This window comes from Agathobacter rectalis ATCC 33656, assembly GCF_000020605.1.
Taxonomy (GTDB): domain Bacteria; phylum Bacillota; class Clostridia; order Lachnospirales; family Lachnospiraceae; genus Roseburia; species Roseburia rectalis.
Map to the genome: position 1 here is coordinate 1,252,777 of NC_012781.1, position 19,011 is coordinate 1,271,787.

At 41.7% G+C, this 19,011-nt stretch carries 15 protein-coding genes; 13 read left to right on the plus strand and 2 right to left on the minus strand.

Going from position 1 to position 19,011, the window contains the following annotated elements:
* Window positions 1-397: 397 nt before the first annotated feature.
* From EUBREC_RS06105 to galT, 10 genes are all read left to right on the plus strand, one after another.
* The gene (locus EUBREC_RS06105) at window positions 398-2,257 is read left to right on the plus strand and encodes a hypothetical protein (RefSeq protein WP_012742238.1); all 1,860 of its coding nucleotides are present in this window, start codon (window positions 398-400) and stop codon (window positions 2,255-2,257) included.
* Window positions 2,230-2,448 (plus strand): hypothetical protein, encoded by a 219-nt coding sequence (locus EUBREC_RS06110; protein ID WP_041253978.1) that lies wholly within the window; start codon window positions 2,230-2,232, stop codon window positions 2,446-2,448. Before EUBREC_RS06105 ends, EUBREC_RS06110 begins: the two co-directional genes overlap by 28 nt.
* Window positions 2,449-2,519: 71 nt before the next feature.
* Complete coding sequence (locus tag EUBREC_RS06115) at window positions 2,520-3,458, plus strand: AraC family transcriptional regulator (RefSeq protein WP_012742240.1); 939 nt, start codon at window positions 2,520-2,522, stop codon at window positions 3,456-3,458.
* Window positions 3,459-3,679: 221 nt separating this feature from the next.
* A complete protein-coding gene (locus EUBREC_RS06120; RefSeq protein ID WP_012742241.1) occupies window positions 3,680-5,029 on the plus strand; it encodes an ABC transporter substrate-binding protein in 1,350 nt (449 codons plus the stop codon).
* Window positions 5,030-5,136: 107 nt separating this feature from the next.
* On the plus strand, window positions 5,137-6,018 hold the full coding sequence (locus tag EUBREC_RS06125) for a carbohydrate ABC transporter permease (protein ID WP_408629361.1): 882 nt from the start codon (window positions 5,137-5,139) through the stop codon (window positions 6,016-6,018).
* Window positions 6,011-6,841 (plus strand): carbohydrate ABC transporter permease, encoded by an 831-nt coding sequence (locus EUBREC_RS06130; protein ID WP_012742243.1) that lies wholly within the window; start codon window positions 6,011-6,013, stop codon window positions 6,839-6,841. Before EUBREC_RS06125 ends, EUBREC_RS06130 begins: the two co-directional genes overlap by 8 nt.
* Before the next feature lie 131 nt (window positions 6,842-6,972).
* Window positions 6,973-10,056: a beta-galactosidase, LacZ type gene (gene lacZ, locus EUBREC_RS06135; RefSeq protein ID WP_012742244.1), complete on the plus strand. Its 3,084-nt coding sequence runs from the start codon at window positions 6,973-6,975 to the stop codon at window positions 10,054-10,056.
* 122 nt (window positions 10,057-10,178) lie between these two features.
* Entirely contained in the window at window positions 10,179-11,288 is a 1,110-nt protein-coding gene (locus EUBREC_RS06140) for a glycoside hydrolase family 53 protein (RefSeq protein WP_012742245.1), read from the plus strand.
* 167 nt (window positions 11,289-11,455) lie between these two features.
* Window positions 11,456-12,625: a galactokinase gene (locus EUBREC_RS06145; RefSeq protein WP_012742246.1), complete on the plus strand. Its 1,170-nt coding sequence runs from the start codon at window positions 11,456-11,458 to the stop codon at window positions 12,623-12,625.
* Between the two features lie 67 nt (window positions 12,626-12,692).
* Window positions 12,693-14,228: a UDP-glucose--hexose-1-phosphate uridylyltransferase gene (galT, locus tag EUBREC_RS06150; RefSeq protein WP_041253980.1), complete on the plus strand. Its 1,536-nt coding sequence runs from the start codon at window positions 12,693-12,695 to the stop codon at window positions 14,226-14,228.
* Window positions 14,229-14,557: 329 nt separating this feature from the next.
* Here the strand turns inward: galT and EUBREC_RS06155 are convergent, their stop codons facing one another.
* Entirely contained in the window at window positions 14,558-15,925 is a 1,368-nt protein-coding gene (locus tag EUBREC_RS06155; RefSeq protein WP_012742248.1) for an MATE family efflux transporter, read from the minus strand.
* 247 nt (window positions 15,926-16,172) lie between these two features.
* On the opposite strand from EUBREC_RS06155, the gene hisC reads away from it, so the two are divergent.
* Window positions 16,173-17,231, plus strand: coding sequence for a histidinol-phosphate transaminase (gene hisC, locus EUBREC_RS06160; protein ID WP_012742249.1), 1,059 nt, complete (start codon window positions 16,173-16,175; stop codon window positions 17,229-17,231).
* On the plus strand, window positions 17,225-17,692 hold the full coding sequence (locus tag EUBREC_RS06165; protein WP_012742250.1) for a COG2426 family protein: 468 nt from the start codon (window positions 17,225-17,227) through the stop codon (window positions 17,690-17,692). Before hisC ends, EUBREC_RS06165 begins: the two co-directional genes overlap by 7 nt.
* Here the strand turns inward: EUBREC_RS06165 and EUBREC_RS06170 are convergent.
* Entirely contained in the window at window positions 17,679-18,533 is an 855-nt protein-coding gene (locus EUBREC_RS06170; RefSeq protein ID WP_041253982.1) for a type II CAAX endopeptidase family protein, read from the minus strand. The two genes, EUBREC_RS06165 and EUBREC_RS06170, sit on opposite strands and share 14 nt — an antisense overlap.
* A gap of 144 nt (window positions 18,534-18,677) precedes the next feature.
* Between EUBREC_RS06170 and EUBREC_RS06175 the strand changes: the two genes are divergently transcribed.
* Window positions 18,678-18,983: a YerC/YecD family TrpR-related protein gene (locus EUBREC_RS06175; RefSeq protein WP_015517093.1), complete on the plus strand. Its 306-nt coding sequence runs from the start codon at window positions 18,678-18,680 to the stop codon at window positions 18,981-18,983.
* The last annotated feature ends 28 nt before the right edge of the window (window positions 18,984-19,011 follow it).

Sequence of the window (19,011 nt, forward strand, 5' to 3'; positions counted from 1 at the left end):
ATGCCAATGAAGTACAGAAACGCACCTGCATGGACGCAGGTGCGAGGAGAACCGCGCCATGGAGGGCGCGTTTCGACGGTTTCGTCGTGCATAGAAAACCTAAGAGCATAATTTCGTACAGAATCTTAGTCGCGAAGCGTAGCGAGGGCGAAAGTGCGTGTCCTCAACAGTTCCAAGCTTACGTACCGACCTACGACCAATGCGCAAAAGTTGCGCATAAAAACGCGCACCCAATCCCTTGTTTGTGAAAAATGCTTGAAAACAAAAGTTAAAAAATGTCGAAATTGCACATTGACATAATCATAATACTGTAATATACTAAGTCTAGAACAAGCGGTTGCGCGAAAAACGCACCTAAGAAATAAATTAAATTACAAGCAAATGGAGGAAACAACGGATGGACAAATTTATTGTTAACATCATTCACCGCCCTGAGATGGTGCCTGAGTACTCAGCAACAGTGACAGGACAGGGAAAAGAAGAGGATATTGGAGATAAGAAGCTTATCACAGAGTCACTCGACATCTTCAAGACACAGCAGAGACTTGCACATGAGGCGGGACTCAAAACCACAATCCAGATGACATATGCTTCACTTTTTAATGATGAGGCAGTAGAACTTGCAAAGCAGGATCACGAGAAATACGGTGATGAGATAGCACTTTCACTCCTTGGACTTCCATGTGAGGAGTTTAGAGAGAAGTATAAGACAAAGGATTTCTGTATCTGGATGTTCTCAATGGAGGACAAGAAAGCTATCGTAAATGATGTTTTCGAGAAATTCCACGACAGATTCGGTTTCTATCCTGAGTCAACAGGCTCATACTATATGGATGCAGACCTTACAAACTACATAAAAGAAAAATACCCAATGGTAAAATGTGCAGTTGCAACATGCTGGGAGGAAGGCCCAAAGGCATACCACACATGTAACAACTCATGGTACACACTCTTCGACGGAGGCCCATGGGCACCATGGATTCCATCAAAGCAGAACACACATGCGCCAGCAGCAAATAAGGAAGAGGATAGCGGAATCGTAGCAATTCCACATCTCTCACGTGACCTTATTGCATGCTATGACGGAAACGGCTCAAACTTCGGAACACATCCACAGAACGTGCTTCGTGGAATGATTTATGATACAAAGACATGGGAGTATCCATATCTTTACAACCTCATCGACCAGTACAGAGACCTTGCAAAATACAATAACGGATATTCATACAACATGATGTTCGTAGGACCTGGCTGGATGAACAAGATGGGACGCTGGGAGCAGCCATATGAGCTTCTCTTAAAGTCATACACAGACGGCTGTAATTACTATGGCAAGTTAAAGAAAGAGGGTAAACTCATCGACATGACAATGTCAGAGTTCGCTGATTACTTCAGAGAGAAGAAGGGTGTCAACGCAGGTAACTACAATGAGCCTGAGTGTGCACCATGGAGAGATATCCTTTACGGCTCAGACAAGCAGCTTTTCTGGTACTGTGACCCATACATGAGAGCATGCGTAAACATGGATCAGGGTGGAGCAATCGTAGACCTTCGTCCATACGTTGCAAAGCTTGAGTGGCCTGTAGGAATCGGAACAAAGCATGTACAGGATGCATCTTATCCATTCCTTATTCAGGAGAAATACAGAGCAGGATACTTTACACACTATGCAGGAGCTGGAACAGTAAGAAGTGCCAAGCTTTCACACAACGGTGAGGAGGTTGACCTGTGTCTCTGTCCTACACACAGCCATTTTTCAGAGGAAGTTATTGATGGCAAGAAGACAAGAATCCTTACACTTGATCCTGTAGATATTGAGTTTTATGATGTTAAGCTTACTCTTCAGACAAAGGAATACTTTGAGGAGGGTTCATCAAACATCAAGATTGAGCGTAATATCCTTAGCATGAGTGATCCAGATGCAGAGGTTTATCTCGATGAGTACATCACAGCATGCTACGGAACAACAGAGTATCCTGAGGATATGACAGGCATCACACTTACATGTGAGGGAGAAAACCCACAGAGCATCAATTATGAGTACAAGTGTCGTGATGCAAAGCTTGACGGAGCAACTGCAGTAAGCGCAGTAATTCCTGCAATTCAGACAAAGGTTTCACTCACACCATCTGCAAAGGCAGAGGGATACATTGAGGAAGGATATGCATTCTCTCCAATGTTCAAGCTTGGTTACAAGAAACAGATTAAAGACAAGGAGGTATTTGCAACATGGCTCAACTTGGAAAAGGCAAATTAAATTACAGATGTCCTTTATGTTTTATGAGGGATCTTGATATTGATATGTTCTATAATAAGGAAACAGGTATTTATAGCTGCATCCGCTGTCAGTTCAGAGGTACAGAGGAAGAGGTACTTCAGGGCAACGAGGATGTCCGCAAGAAGTACAAGGCTATGTACAAGAGATTCGACAAGTTCGATTTTGATTAAAGTAGTGATTAGTACGCTGCTGCTATAATAGCAGCAGCGTATTTTGCATTTCGCTACAAAGGAGAGTATATATGGCGAAAAGAAAAAAAGACACGATGGAATTCAGATTTTATGAGTTGCCACAGGGAGAATCTGCACTTGTGCTGTGTGGAGAATCATGGAAGAGAGTGTATGGTCATGATGAATTACACCTGCATTTCCATAATCTGCTTGAAATCGGCATCTGCCGCGAGGGAGATGGAAATATGTATCTGGATGAGGATATTTACCAGTATCATGACGGCGATATCACATTTATACCTGAGAATTTTCCGCATGTTACAGTCAGCTATGGTGAGGTGGTAAATTTCTGGGAGTATATTTTCATTGACCTGCGCTCTGTGATAGAAGAAATGTTTCCAAACAATGCGGCATTCCAGAATGATGCAGTTTCGACCATCTCAAAAAAAGCATTTATGACCAATGTATACCAAAGCCCGGTTGTGGCCGGATATATAAATTCCATCATTAGGGAAACTAATGAGCACAAGGAATATTCCCAGAGAACAATAAAGCTTCTTGTGCAGGGAATTGTAATTGAATTGCTGCGCAAGTATGATGAGCTGCCGGAGGAAGATAATGATGTCGTAAAGGGCACTAATATGTCACAGATAGCCACGGCGCTTGACTATATGAATAAGCATTACAGTGAAACAATAAAGGCAGGGGAGCTTTCGTCACTGTGCAATATGAGTGAGACTCATTTCAGGAGACTGTTTGAATCATATATCAATATGCCGCCTATGGAGTATCTGAATCTGATAAGAGTGCAGAAGGCGTGCGAGCTTATGAAAAAGACAAATGAGCCGATGGAGCTTATTGCACAAAAATGTGGATTTACAACTCAGTCAACTTTTAACCGTAATTTCCGCAAATTTTTGAACACTTCGCCATATCAGTGGAAGATAAATCCTGAAAATTATGAGCATAAACTACTCAATTTTAGGATATCTGCACTAAAGGGATGGTAGAAAACATGTCTTTTCGCATATTTTTGTACATTTATGTTTGAATATGCATATAATTGTGTGGAATTTGTTAACACAGAAACAACGTATATGGTTATAATGACTATGTAATCAAGAAACGGACAAATATTCGTAGTCAAAATGCCCAATTAAAATAATATGATTATGAATGAATTGTAAACGTAGTATTGCAGAAACATCATTTTTATTAGGGAGGAAGAAAAATGAAAAAGAAAGTAGTTTCATTATTACTCGTAACAACAATGGTTGCCTCACTTGCAGCCGGATGTGGAGACTCATCTTCATCAGGAGATGGCACAGAAAAGACAGGTAAGAAGGTAGAGACAGTAGATGACGGCCATACACTTACAGCCTGGGCTTGGGATCCAAACTTCAATATCCCGGCACTCAAAGCAGCAGCAGAGGATTACAAGAAAAATGTAGATCCTGATTTTGTACTCAATATCGAGGAGCAGTCAGGGTCATCTGACATTGAGACAGCAATTACAACAGCAGGCTCAGCTGGGGATTACAGTACACTTCCTGACATCGTATTATTCCAGGATCACTACTTCCGGCAGTACCATACAAATTATCCTGATGCATGGGTATCAGCAAATGATGCAGATGTTAAGTGGGATGATTTCAGTCAGGAGAAGTTATCATTCTCTACAATCGACGGAGAGCACTTTGGATTCCCTGTTGATAACGGAACAGTAATCTTTGCTTACAGAACAGATCTTCTTGAGCAGGCAGGATACACAATCGATGATATGACAGGTATCTCTTGGAAGGATTTCATCGAGGTAGGTAAGAAAGTATACGAGAAGACAGGAAAATACTTACTTTGCATGGATGGAGACGGAAACGATTTATTCTACATGATGCTTCAGGCAGAGGGTGAGTCACAGTTCAAGGATGGCAAGCCAAAATTTGTAGACAATGCTAAATTAAAAGAAATCATGCAGGTACTTAAGGATATGATCGACAACAATGTTCTTTACCTTGCAAATAACTGGTCAGATTACACAGATCAGGTTATTCAGGGAGACATGGTTGCAGGCGTTATGAACGGAAACTGGATCATTCCTACAATCGAGAAGGTTACAGACAACAGTGGAAAGTGGGAGATTACATCTCTTCCAACACTTGAGGGTGGTGAAGGCTATGCATCAAACGGTGGTTCTTCACTTTACATCACAAGCAACTGCAAGCAGGCAGACCTTGCTAAGAAATTCTTAGCATATACATTCGGTGGCGGATCTTATACAGACAAGGGTGTATCTGAGACATATGACAATGCTCTTAAGAATGGTGGTGTTATCACTACATATACACCTGCAGGCAAGTCAGAGGTTTACAACGAGGGTGTTGAGTATTTCAACAACCAGCCAATTTACGCTAAGATCGTTGAGATGGGTGCAAATGTTAAGATAATCGAGCAGAGCGATTTCCACTACGATGCACGTAAGAAGCTTGCTACAGCACTTATCAATATTACTCAGAATGGTGCAGATATCGATTCAGAGATAAAGACAGCAGAGGATGACCTTAAATTCACAATGGGACTTTAATCTGTTAGCTTGATGGCAAATGTACAGGGAGCCATTAAATGGCTCCCTGTTTTTTCTCAAAGACTTATAGTTAGGAGGCCTTTACAGTGAAAAATAAGAAAAAAGGAATGAGCATAACCGGTAAACAAAGGGCAGCCGGCTGGATGTATCTGGCTCCGGCAACAATACTCATTTTCATAATGAGCTTCTGGCCTATAATCCAGGCTGTTATTACATCATTTAAAACCGGTTCAAGTGCAAATATGCAGTGGGCTAATCCATTTGCCTACAATTACACAAGAATGTTTCAGGATGCGGTTTTCAAGAGATCTATCGGAAACACATTCCTATATTTAATTATCGAAGTTCCAATCATGCTTGTACTGGCAATTTTACTGGCACAGTTACTTAACAACAAGCATCTTAAATTTAAAGGACTTTTCCGTACATGTGTATTTTTACCATGTGCAACATCACTCGTATCATATGCATTGATTTTTAAATCGCTTTTTGCAACACAGGGACTTATCAATACAATCCTTGTTAAACTTGGAATATTAGAGAATAACTTTAACTTCCTTGGTACAGGCTGGAGTGCTAAGATTATTATCATAGTAGCTCTTATCTGGAGATGGACAGGATATAATATGGTGTTCTTTTTAGCAGGTCTCCAGAATATTGAGTATTCTGTTTACGAGGCGGCAAAGATAGATGGAGCAAGCGGCTGGAGAACCTTCTGGTCTATCACGGTTCCTCTTCTTAGACCTACAATTGTTATGACAACCATCATGTCAATAAACGGTACATTACAGCTCTTCGACGAGTCTGTAAACCTGACAAAGGGTGGACCTGCAAATGCGACAATCACCATGTCACATTATATCTATAACGGCTCGTTTGGTGAAGGCGTTGCAAACTTTGGATATGCATCAGCAATGTCTGTTATCGTATTCATCATGGTTGCTATACTGGCATTTATCAATCTGAAAGTAGGTGACAAGCGTGACTAAGAAAAAACATGGATCATCAATACAAAAAAGGCTTATACCTTCATACATTTTTCTTGTAATAGTTTCGTTCATCTCAGTATTTCCGTTTTTCTGGATGATATCGGCAGCGACCAACAAGTCTATTGACATTGCAAGAGGTAGAATTGCATTTGGTGGCTATGCCCTTGAGAACTTAAAGAAACTGTTTGCATCACAGAACGTTGCACTTGGAATGAAAAACTCACTTATCAATGCAACAGTTCAGACAATTATAGCACTGCTTGTCTGCTCACTTGCCGGTTACGGCTTTGAGCTCTATCATGACAAGGCAAAGGATAAGCTGTTCTCAGTTTTACTTCTTGCCATGATGATTCCGCAGGTAGCTACACTTATTCCTCTGTTCAAGATGATGTCAAAGCTCGGCTTTATAAATACGGTATGGGGCTTCATGCTCCCGGCTATTTCAACGCCGTTCCTCATCATGATGTTCAGACAGAATTCGAGAAACTTCCCAGTCGATATAATGGAGGCGGCACGAATTGACGGACTCAGTGAGATTGGTATTTTCTTCAAGATGTATATGCCTGTACAGAAATCAACATATGCAGCAGCTGCAGTTATCACATTCATGAATGCATGGAACTCATACCTGTGGCCAAAGGTAATCCTCAATAAGCCTGATGCTATCACAATGCCAATGCTTATTGCAAACCTCGCAGCAGGATATACAGTAGATTACGGTGTACTGATGATGGGCGTTCTTTTCTGCTCCATCCCTACAATGCTCGTATTCTTTGTGCTCCAGAAGCAGTTTGCAGAGGGAATTACAGGATCTGTTAAATAAAAGTAAAATAATATTGTTAAAAATCAAGAAGGCAAATAATATTTATTATTTGCCTTCGTCTTATAAGAGGCTTTGTGTTTAAAACAGACATGTATCAAATAATAAATACAGTAGATAGGAGTGTATAAAATATGAGTAATTTTGATTCAAATATCATTAAGAATCCGGAAATATTTGAGCAGAACAGACTTGCGGCTCATTCGGATCATGTGTGCTATAAAAATGAACTGGAGAAAATTAAAGGAAAATCAAGCCTGAGATATGATATGAACGGCTTATGGAAGTTTGCATATGCAAAGAATCAGTCCCTGGCTCCTTGTGGCTTTGAGGCAGCTGACTATGATTGCAAAGGCTGGGATGAAATCAGGGTTCCGGCACATATCCAGATGGAAGGCTATGACGTGCCAATCTATACGAATACCACATATCCGTGGGAGGCTGATGAGTCTATAAAGCCGGGCGAGGTACCTGAGATTTTTAATCCGGTTGCAAGCTATGTGAAGTATTTCACAATCCCTGAGAATATGAAGAACAAGAGGGTGTGTATTTCGTTCCAGGGAGTGGAGAGCGGTTTTGCACTCTGGCTGAATGGACACTATGTCGGCTACAGTGAGGACACATTTGATCCGTCTGATTTCGAGCTGACTGATTATATTATTGAGGGTGAGAACAAGCTTGCGGTCAGGGTATGGAAATGGACATCAAGCAGCTGGTGTGAGGATCAGGATTTTTACAGATTTTCAGGCATTTTCAGAGATGTATTTTTGTATGCTGTTCCTTGTGCACATGTGGAGGATCTGTCAGTTGTTCCTACACTTAATGATACCTTTGACGAGGGCACACTTAGTGTGTCAATAAAGGCAGATGGTGATGGTATTGCAAGTGTAAAGCTTTATGAGCTGGGCGATTTGTCTGTGGAAAAATATGACAGGGCAAAACTTTTATTGGAAGAGTTTGATATAGAGCTTAGGAATAAGGAAATTTGCGAGGGCTCATGTAATGTGAAAAATCCTCTGTTATGGAGTGCTGAAAAGCCGAATCTGTATGAGGTTAAAATTATAGTTAAAGATACGCATAGAAATGAGACTGAGTTTATCAGCCAGCTGGCAGGCTTCAGAAGATTTGAGATGGTAGACGGACTCATGAAGCTAAACGGTAAGCGTATTGTATTTAAGGGTGTAAACCGCCATGAGTTCAGCTCAATAACAGGCCGTGTGCCAAACCGTGATGAGGTGATAAAGGATATTGTCACAATGAAAAAGAACAATATCAATGCTATAAGAACAAGCCATTATCCTGATGATTCCATGCTCTATAAGCTTTGCGATATTTATGGAATCTATATGATAGCTGAGAACAATCTTGAGAGTCATGGCACATGGGAGGCATATAATAAGGGCTATGTTGACCTTGACTTTGTTGTGCCAAAGGACAAGCCACAGTGGAGAGAAATGATGCTGGACCGTGCCAACTCATGCTATCAGAGGGATAAAAATCATCCGGCAATCCTTATCTGGTCATGCGGCAATGAGTCGTTTGGCGGCAAGACCATATATGAGATGTCACAGCTTTTCAGACAGCTTGATAAGCATCGTCTGGTTCATTATGAGGGAGTATTTAGCGATAGAAGCTATAATGACACAAGCGACATGGAAAGCCAGATGTATACTCCGGCTGCAGGCATTGAAAAATTCCTGGCAGAGCATCCTGAGAAACCGTTTATCTGCTGTGAATATACACATGCAATGGGAAATTCCTGCGGTGCTATGCACAAATATACAGAGCTTACAGACCGCGAGCCTAGATATCAGGGCGGATTTATCTGGGATTATATTGACCAGTCAATCTACAAAAAGGACAGATACGGCAAGTGGTTCCTCACATATGGCGGAGATTTCGGCGACAGGCCTACAGATGGAGATTTCAGCGGAAACGGCATCTGTTATGGCGGAGAGAGAGAGGCTTCTCCAAAGATGCAGGAGGTGAAGTTTAATTATCAGAATATATCGGTTGATTTTGACAGCGACTACATCTTTACAGTCACAAACAAAAATCTCTTTGTAAATACATCGGTTTTTGATGCTTTTGCCATTCTTCTTGCAGACGGTGAGGAGGTTTACAGGACAAAGCTTCAGATATCTGTTCCACCGATGGATAGGGCAAGCTATGAGATTCCGGTGAATCTTAAAAATTCCATGATAGATGTGGAAAAAGAGTACTGTATTGTCGTATCATTTGTATTGAAGGAAAACACCATCTGGGAAAAGGCAGGATATGAGATTGCATTCGGACAGCATATGATAAAGAAGCCTGTAAGTGAGTATTCATGCGACAAATCAGTTGAGCTTGTTGTTGGAAACGGAAATATCCTTGTAAGAGGTGAGAACTTCAAGGCACTTTTCTCAAGAATGAATCTGGGAATGGTTTCATATGTATATGGTGGCGTCGAGATGCTTCCAAATACTATTCCACTGCCGAATTTCTGGAGAACACCTACCAACAATGATTCCGGCAACATGATGCCACAGCGCTATGCACAGTGGAAGATTGCCAGCATGTATGTGACCACCAGACAGGATCAGCGCTTTGCAGATACATCACCAAGGGTAGAAAAAAATGATAACAATATCGCCATCACATACACTTATTTCATGCCTACCACACCGCAGAGTTCATGCGAGGTGACATACAGAGTGTTTGGTGATGGAACAATAGAGACAACTCTGTCATATGACCCTGTAAAGGAACTTGGCGATATGCCGGAGTTTGGCATGATGTTCAAGCTGGATGCCGATTATGATACAGTGAAATGGTACGGACTCGGACCACAGGAGACATACGAGGACAGACAGCATGGCGGAAAGTATGGTGTATACGAGAATAAAGTGGCAGACAACATTGCCGAGTACCTCGTTCCGCAGGAGAGCGGCAACAAGTGCAGAGTAAGATATGCAAAGGTAATGGATAAGAAGGGCAGAGGCATGCTGTTCTTTGGTGATGAGCTTTCGTTCTCGGCACTGCCATATACACCACATGAGCTGGAAAATGCTGCACATCACTTTGAGCTTCCACCTGTACACTATACTGTTGTCCGTGTGGCAAAGAAGCAGATGGGTGTAGGCGGAGACGACAGCTGGGGCGCACATACTCATCCGGAGTATCTGCTTGATGCCTCAGAGAAAATGGAATTCACATTCTGTTTCCGTGGAATCTAGCATTTTAAGGTTGTAAGGAATATTATTACGCATTTTGAGAGCAGGGACTATTACTGGGACTGCTCTCATGGTGTAAATAAATGATATAAGGATAAATGATATAAGAATTAAGGAGAATTAAAATGTCAAAATTTATTAAGGGTATGGATTTATCAACCTTGCTCGAGCTGGAACGCTGCGGAGCAAAATACTACGAGGATGGAAAGGAGAAGGATATTCTTGACATCATGAAGGAGCATGATGTTGATACAATCCGTCTTCGTCTGTGGAACGACCCAAAATCAGAGGAGGGTGAGCCTTACGGTGCGGGTAACAATGACCTGGCTGAGACTATCGCTATCGGAAAAAAGGTTACAGATGCAGGCTTTGGAGTGCTTTTGAATTTCCACTACAGTGATTTCTGGGCAGACCCGGGAAAGCAGATTAAGCCAAAGGCATGGAAAGATTTCGGTGTGGACGAGCTGGAGCAGGCTGTATATGATTTTACACTTGAAAATCTGACAAAGATTATTGAGGCAGGTGTAAATGTCACAATGATTCAGGTAGGTAATGAGCTTTCAAACGGACTTTTGTGGCCTGAGGGAAAGGTACCTGACTACGATAATATAGCAAAATTTGTGAATGCCGGAATACGTGCCTGCCGCAAGGTAAATGCTGATATTCCGATTATGATTCACCTTGATAATGGTGGAAACAATGAGCTTTATGTCAGATGGTTTACAAACTTCATCGAAAGAGGAGAGGAGTTTGAGTATATCGGATTGTCATACTATCCTTTCTGGCACGGCTCGCTCGATCAGCTTGAGTTCAATATGAACGATATTGCAAAGCGTTTCAATAAGGACCTTATCATCGCTGAGGTATCCATGGGCTTTACAATGGACAGCTACCAGGAGTACGAGAAGCTTGCTGATTCTGAGCGCAAGGGTTATGCGACAAAACCGGAGCTTGTTGAGAAGATAGATTATCCTATGACTATTGAGGGACAGGCTGACTTTACAAAGGATTTCTTAAACAGAGTGGCAAATGTTGTGGATGACCACGGAAAAGGATTTTTCTGGTGGGAGCCTGCGTGGATTCCTGTACCGGGCTCAGGCTGGGCTACACCTGCTTCACTTAAGTACATGAATGATCCGGGACCATGCGGCAATGAGTGGGCAAACCAGGCACTCTTTGACTATGATGGAAATGTGCTGCCGGCACTTGATGTTATTAAAAATTTTAAAAAATAAAATAATAACATATGTAATTTTGTTGCATGATTTGATTTGTTATGTTGCATTTTCAGTCGGATGTATTGCAATGTAAAAATGTGCAGTTATAATAGAGTTATAAAGAAAAAACGAATTATTTTAACTATCAATTTAACGCAAATACAATCAGCAAAGGAGAAGAAAAAATGATACAGCAGAACGTATTAGACAAATTCAAGGAGCTTTTTGGAGCAGATGGGGATATCAGAGTATATTTTGCTCCGGGACGTGTAAATCTGATCGGTGAGCATACTGACTACAATGGAGGACATGTGTTCCCTTGTGCACTGACCATCGGTACATATATGGCAGCAAGAAAGCGCGACGACAGGAAGCTTCGTTTCTACTCTATGAATTTTGACAATCTGGGGGTGGTTGAGTCATCACTTGATGAGTTTACACCTGATCCGGACGGACTTTGGATAAACTATCCAATGGGCGTTATGTGGGCTTTCGAGGGACGCGGAATGAAGCTTGAAAGCGGTCTTGATATTGTTTTATTCGGAAATATTCCAAACGGCTCAGGACTTTCTTCATCAGCATCTCTTGAGGTGGTTACAGGATATATGTTAAAGGATATTTACGGCTTTGACGTGACAAATCAGGATATTGCACTTATCGGTCAGTATTCAGAGAACAACTACAACGGCTGTAACTGCGGTATCATGGATCAGTTTGCATCTGCAATGGGCAAAAAGGACAATGCAATTTTCCTTGACTGCAATACTCTTGATTTTGAGTATGCACCAATCGTTTTGGACGGTGCAAAGATCGTGGTTACAAACAGCATGGTTAAGCACAGCCTTGTAACAAGTGCTTACAATGACAGAAGAAATGAGAGTGCACAGGCTCTTAAGGATTTACAGACAGTATGTGACATCAAGACTCTCGGTGACCTGACAGATGAAGAGTTCGAGGCTCATAAGGATGCGATTAAGGATGAGGTTGCACGTAAGAGAGGCAAGCATGCGGTTTATGAGAACCAGCGTACCATCAAGGCTGTTAAGGCACTGAAGGAAAATGATATCGAGACATTTGGAAAGCTTATGAATGCTTCACATGTATCACTTCGTGATGATTATGAGACATCATGTCCTGAGGTTGACGTACTTGTTGATGAGGCATGGAAGATTCCGGGTGTTATCGGATCACGAATCACAGGCGGCGGCTTTGGAGGCTGCACAGTCAGCATAGTAAAGGACGAGGCTATTGATCAGTTTAAGGCAAACCTGACAAAGGCCTATGAAGAGAAGGTTGGAAAGACACCTGAGTTTTATGTTGTTTCAATCGGAGACGGACCTAGCCGTCTGGCATAAAATTAGCAATATGAAATAACAGTAACGGATAAACAGGTTTTTCCCGACAATGATTAAGGAGCATGACATGATTCAGGAGAGAATATTAGAATTAGTAAAATATGGTCTTACAACAGGACTTGTTGACCCTGCTGATGAGGTATACACAGTAAACAGACTTCTCGAGGTACTCGGAGTGGACGATATTGAGGATGAGACATTTGAAAAGGTAGAGGCTCAGCCTGCATGGACACAGGAAGAGGCAGAGGAGAAGCTTGAGGCTATACTCGAGGATATGATGACATACGCATATGACAATGGCATCATGAAAGAAAACAGCATTGTATACAAGGATCTTTTTGATACAAAGCTGATGGGCTGCCTTGTAAATGCACCAAGCGTGATCAGAGCTCGCTTTAAGGATTTATACGACAATGAGTCTTCACTTGCGGCAACCGATTATTTTTACAAATTAAGCTGTGACAGCAATTATATCAGAAGACAGCGCATAAAGAAGGATATGAAATGGACCACAGACACAGAGTATGGCACACTTGATGTGACAATCAATCTCTCAAAGCCTGAGAAGGATCCAAAGGCAATTGCTGCCGCTAAAAATGCAAAGCAGAGTGCATATCCAAAGTGCCAGCTTTGTAAGGAAAATGAGGGCTATGCAGGCCGCGTAAACCATCCTGCAAGAGAAAACCACAGAATTATCCCTGTTACAATAAACAACAGCCAGTGGTTTTTCCAGTACTCACCATATGTATACTACAATGAGCACTGTATCGTGTTCAATTCAAAGCATACACCGATGAAAATCGAGCGTGCCACATTTGGAAAGTTGCTTGATTTTGTGACACAGTTTCCACACTATTTTGTAGGCTCAAATGCAGATCTGCCAATCGTTGGAGGCTCTATCTTAAGTCACGACCATTTCCAGGGCGGACACTATACCTTCGCTATGGCAAAGGCTCCGATAGAGAAAGAAATCACATTCAAGGGCTACGAGGATGTCGAGGCAGGTATCGTAAAATGGCCTATGTCTGTTATCAGAATCAAGTCAGCAGACAAAGATAAGCTTATTGACCTTGCAGATAAGATTCTTCTTGCATGGAGAGGCTACACAGATGAAGAAGCATTTATTTTTGCAGAGACAGATGGAGAGCCACACAACACTATCACACCTATAGCAAGACGTCGTGACGGAGACTATGAGCTTGACCTTGTGCTCAGAAACAACATCACCACAGAGGAGCATCCGCTTGGCGTATATCATCCGCATGCCCACCTTCATCACATAAAGAAGGAGAATATCGGACTTATCGAGGTAATGGGACTTGCAGTGCTTCCGGCCAGATTAAAGGGTGAGATGGCAGAGCTTAGGGATGCAATCCTTACAGGAAAGGATCTGCATTCGACTGAGACTCTTGCATCACATGCTGACTGGGCTCTTAAGTTTATGTCTAAGTATGATAAGATTGATGAGTCTAATATTGATGTTATCATCAATGAGGAGATTGGACTTGTATTTAAAGAAGTGCTTGAGTGTGCAGGAGTGTACAAGTGCACTGATGAGGGACGTGCAGCATTCCAAAAATTTATAGATGCGGTAAATGCATAAGATTTTCAATTATCTTTTTATAATGCGGAAAGCACCGGCGAACCATACTATATATTTCGCAAGTACTACGGCAGCTAAGAAGCAGTAAGAATTATGATTTAGGGTGTTTAGACCATGACACAACCGGCTTTTATGCGCCGTCCATGGCGCATAACGCCTTGCCCCAGCGTCCATGCTGGGGCATTGTTGTAGGTGGACATAATTCTAACTGCTTCTAAGCTGCTTCGTAAAGCTCAATATATAGTATGTTCGCCGGTGCTTTCCTTAGGTTGTGAAATAAATTAATTTTTAAATACACTATTAAATACATCATTGGTAATGACTTTTTACTAAAGACTTGTAACTTGACTAGATTTTGCTTTCTGCAATTTATGCAGGCAGTGGATGAATGCAGGCACCAGGAAGGCATCTGCGAGAATCCATGCGAGTGGGCTTGCAAAGCAGGCGGCAGAAAAGCCGAATATCGGTACAAATACAAGTCCGATGAGCGAACGCGCAATCATTTCTGCTACTCCTGCAAACATCGCAAAGCCGGAAAAACCCATACCCTGTATGGTGAAACGGATTGTGTTTACCAGAACGAGCGGGATGTAGAAAAATGCATTTATCAGCAGAAACTGATGAGCTTGTGCGACAACCTCTGTTTCGCTTGGTGATACAAACAGGTAAATCAGATAGTTGGCTATAAACAGCAGTGCCACAAAAATCAAAACCGAATAGACCGATCCTATAACTGAGGCTGAAATAAGCCCCTTCTTTACACGTTCAAATTTGGCTGCGCCGACATTTTGTCCACTGTAGGTGGCCATTGTGGAGCCGAGTGCGTCAAATGGACACACCATAAACATTGAAATACGGCTTGCAGCGGTCATTGAGGCAACTGCGATGGAGCCTAAGCCGTTTACGGCAGTCTGCAGTATGACGCTGCCTATAGCGGTTATCGAATACTGAAAGCCCATAGGAAGTCCCATGACCATCAGATTTCTGACATATGAAGAGTCAAGCTCCAAATCATTTCTGCTTACATGCAGCAGAGGTACATTTTTTGCTATGTAAATGATGCACAGCACTCCTGATACACCCTGTGACAGTACGGTTGCAAAAGCCGCTCCAAACACGCCCATGTTAAATACCAGAATGAAAAGTAAATCAAGACCGATATTTAGAACTGCCGCGATTATAAGGAAAATAACAGGTATGACCGAGTTGCCGAGAGATCTCAGATATCCTGACAGCAGATTGTACAGTATTGTGGCAGGAATGCCTGCAAATATGACAATCAGATACTGGTAGGCGAGGTCGTAAATGTCGCCTGGCGTATTCATCCAGGTCAGAATGTGACCACAGAGAAGCACAGTGAGTGCCGTCATGATTATTGCGATAATTACAGAGACAATTCCTGCATTTCCTACATATTTTTTAAGTCCTTTTTCATCCTTGGCACCAAAGCGCTGTGCTATAGGAAGTGAAAAGCCGGCACACACACCCTGGCAGAAGCCGATGATGAGAAAGCAGATGCTTCCGGTAGAGCCGACTGCGGCTAAGGCCGAAACACTTAGAAAACGACCGACGATTATTGTATCCATAAGGCTGTAAACCTGTTGAAAAAGCATTCCGAGAAGCAGCGGAAGGGAAAAGCCCAGAATGAGCCCGGTAGGAGAACCTACGGTGAGATCCTTTGAATTATTTTTAGTCATTATTTATAATCCCCCTTGATTAAAAATAGATAAAAATATATATAAAAATAGTGATTAAGTGTAATATACAACCTTTACAAACATAAGTAAATGAGGTAAAGTAAAATTGTTAGCATTTTTTTGGGTGCATATTTTAAAGTGAATAAAAACGCTGATTTTATGTTTGATATCATGTTTTTTTGAGAAGAAAATTGAATGATTAGTAAATATGTATGGGCTGACATATAATTAAATTTGGAGGAAAAGAATGAGAGACTGGGAAAATAACATTCGAAAGGTTGTACCTTATACACCGGGAGAACAGCCAAAGAATACCTGTGTTATTAAGTTAAATACAAATGAGAATCCCTATCCGCCAGCACCGGGAGTGAAGGAAGTTTTAAGTAATTTCAATACAGATGATTTAAGACTGTATCCTGATCCAAGGGTTGATAAGCTGGTAAATGCAATTGCGGATTTCTATAAGATAGACAGCTCAAAGGTGTTTGTCGGAGTTGGCTCTGATGATGTACTTGCCATGATTTTTATGACATTTTTCAATTCGAAAAAGCCGATACTGTTTCCTGATATTACATATTCATTTTATGATGTGTGGGCAGATATGCTTCGAATCCCTTATGAGCAACTTCCATTGTCTGATGATTTTTCAATAGTACCGTCAGATTACTATAAGGCAAACGGCGGAGTCGTATTTCCAAACCCTAATGCCCCGACAGGAAAGCTCATGCCTCTTGATGAGATAGAGGATATAATAAAGCATAATCAGGATGTAATTGTCGTAGTAGATGAGGCATATGTGGATTTTGGCGGGGAGAGTGCGCTTCCACTCATTGACAAATATGATAATGTCATCGTGGTACAGACATTCTCGAAATCACGCGCGCTGGCAGGCTCAAGAGTTGGTTTTGCCATGGCAAGTCCTGTGCTTATCAAGTATCTGAATGATGTGAAATATTCGTTCAATTCATATACAATGGACAGAATCACAATCGAAGCAGCTACAGCAGCGGTAAAAGACAGAGCATACTTTGAAGAGACCACAGCAAAGGTTATAAAGACACGTGAATGGACAAAGAAAGAGCTTAAGAGACTTGGCTTTACATTCTGTGACTCAAAGAGCAACTTTATATTTGCAAAGCCCGCAAATGTTTCTGCAACAAAGCTTTTTGAGGACCTTAAGGCAGACAATATATTTGTCAGACATTTCAGCTCACCTGAGCGAATCAACGACTATCTGCGAATATCCATAGGAACGGATGAGCAGATGCATACACTAATTAAATTTTTGGAGAATTATTCATGTTAAAAAAATATATTTACATCTTTTTAATTTCAATGGTACCACTTATTGAACTCAGAGGAGCGGTTCCGGTTTCACAGGTGATGGGGCTGCCGATAGTGCCATCATTTATCGTTTGTATCATTGCAAATATGCTTCCGGTACCAATTATTTATCTTTTTGCAAGAAAGGTTCTCATCTGGGGAGCAGACAAACCAATTATTGGAAGGTTCTTCAGCTTCTGCCTTGAAAAAGGAGAGAAGGGTGGTAAGAAGCTTCAGGCAAAGGCCGGAAGAGGTCTGTTTGTTGCACTTTTACTTTTCGTAGGTATCCCACTTCCGGGAACAGGTGCATGGACAGGAACACTTGCGGCAAGTATCCTTGATATGGATTTCAAGTCAACAGTTGCCGCTGTCATGCTTGGAGTACTGCTTGCCGGCATGATTATGATGATAGTAAGTCTGGCGGGCGTGTCTATATTCCTGTAGAATTTATGGGGAGCTTTCTTCGTCCTTTGTTGAACAGTACAAATCCGGCCACCAGTGAAACAATTGTAACCACAATCACAACCACAAAGACCACTACACTATTACCGGGATCAGGGAAAAATCCTGAAAGTGTGCCCCAAAGGTTGAAAAGCAGATGAAGCCCCATAGAGTAGTAAATAGAGCCACCGCGTTCGCACACATATCCGAGCACTATGCCAAGTGCAAAGGCATATATGCCCTGAATCCAGTTGAGATGGAACAGTCCGAAAAGTGCAGCCTGCATCAGATTGGCAAGAGCAAATGGCAAAGCCTTTCTGGCACAGCGCATGGTTACACCGCGGAATATAAGCTCCTCACAGATTGGCGCCAGTATTACAGAATAAAGTACTGTCACAAAGGTGGTATCTGTGATGCCTGATGTCTCAAAAAGCTCGTTGTACTGCTGCAGCCAGTCGGGACGGATGTAGCCGGTTAAGTTAGCGATGAAATTGGCAGCAAACTGTGTACCCGGCACGAGTATGACGATTGCCACAATCATCATGGGATTGAAGGTTTTCTTAGGGGATGGAAGAAAATTACCTTCGTATCTGGCATAGTACCACATGCCAAAAATCGCAATGGTAATGAGTGCATAGATGACCATAATCATCATGTTAAAATTTACAGAGGTAAATGTCTTTTCAAGGCGGTCCGATACGTTTGCAGACGGAAAAGCAAGTTTTCCGACAAAACCCTGTCCAAACACCCCCATGCCCATCATAAAGAATAAGGCGATAGTCTGAATTGCCTCAACTGCAAGCAGTGGGACAAATGTGTAAAAGAAATATCCTACTTTTTTCATTTTCAATTTACTCCATTCTGATTTATTAGGCGATAGTAACATTAGTATAACATATCATAATTTAATTGCAAGAAAGCTGTTTACTTTAAAACTTTAATATGTTAAAATTAAAAATAAATAAATCGCATGAAAAAGGAGAACACGATGAGCAAGAATCTTAAAACAGAAGCAGTAGACCATTTGTTTGATGCTATTTTGTGTCTCAAGGATAGAGCAGAGTGTTATACATTTTTTGAGGATGTTTGTACTGTAAATGAGCTTTTTTCTCTATCACAGAGATTTGAAGTGGCAAAGATGCTTAGAGAGCAGAAGACATATCTTGATATAGCAGAAAAGACCGGGGCTTCCACAGCCACAATCAGCCGTGTGAACAGATCATTAAACTACGGCAACGATGGATATGATATGGTTTTTTCACGCATGGAGGATGGCTCTGACAAAGAGGATTAGTTTATCATAGGGGAAAAAAACAGGCTCA

Bases quoted from the DNA above. Each gene is read 5' to 3' on its own strand.
- EUBREC_RS06165 (WP_012742250.1), top strand. From the start codon at position 17,225: ATGTTAAAAAAATATATTTACATCTTTTTAATTTCAATGGTACCACTT.
- EUBREC_RS06115 (WP_012742240.1), top strand. From the start codon at position 2,520: ATGGCGAAAAGAAAAAAAGACACGATGGAATTCAGATTTTATGAGTTG.
- EUBREC_RS06105 (WP_012742238.1), top strand. From the start codon at position 398: ATGGACAAATTTATTGTTAACATCATTCACCGCCCTGAGATGGTGCCT.
- EUBREC_RS06125 (WP_408629361.1), top strand. From the start codon at position 5,137: ATGAGCATAACCGGTAAACAAAGGGCAGCCGGCTGGATGTATCTGGCT.
- EUBREC_RS06120 (WP_012742241.1), top strand. From the start codon at position 3,680: ATGAAAAAGAAAGTAGTTTCATTATTACTCGTAACAACAATGGTTGCC.
- hisC (WP_012742249.1), top strand. From the start codon at position 16,173: ATGAGAGACTGGGAAAATAACATTCGAAAGGTTGTACCTTATACACCG.
- galT (WP_041253980.1), top strand. From the start codon at position 12,693: ATGATTCAGGAGAGAATATTAGAATTAGTAAAATATGGTCTTACAACA.
- EUBREC_RS06140 (WP_012742245.1), top strand. From the start codon at position 10,179: ATGTCAAAATTTATTAAGGGTATGGATTTATCAACCTTGCTCGAGCTG.
- EUBREC_RS06155 (WP_012742248.1), bottom strand. From the start codon at position 15,925: ATGACTAAAAATAATTCAAAGGATCTCACCGTAGGTTCTCCTACCGGG.
- lacZ (WP_012742244.1), top strand. From the start codon at position 6,973: ATGAGTAATTTTGATTCAAATATCATTAAGAATCCGGAAATATTTGAG.
- EUBREC_RS06110 (WP_041253978.1), top strand. From the start codon at position 2,230: ATGGCTCAACTTGGAAAAGGCAAATTAAATTACAGATGTCCTTTATGT.
- EUBREC_RS06175 (WP_015517093.1), top strand. From the start codon at position 18,678: ATGAGCAAGAATCTTAAAACAGAAGCAGTAGACCATTTGTTTGATGCT.
- EUBREC_RS06170 (WP_041253982.1), bottom strand. From the start codon at position 18,533: ATGAAAAAAGTAGGATATTTCTTTTACACATTTGTCCCACTGCTTGCA.
- EUBREC_RS06145 (WP_012742246.1), top strand. From the start codon at position 11,456: ATGATACAGCAGAACGTATTAGACAAATTCAAGGAGCTTTTTGGAGCA.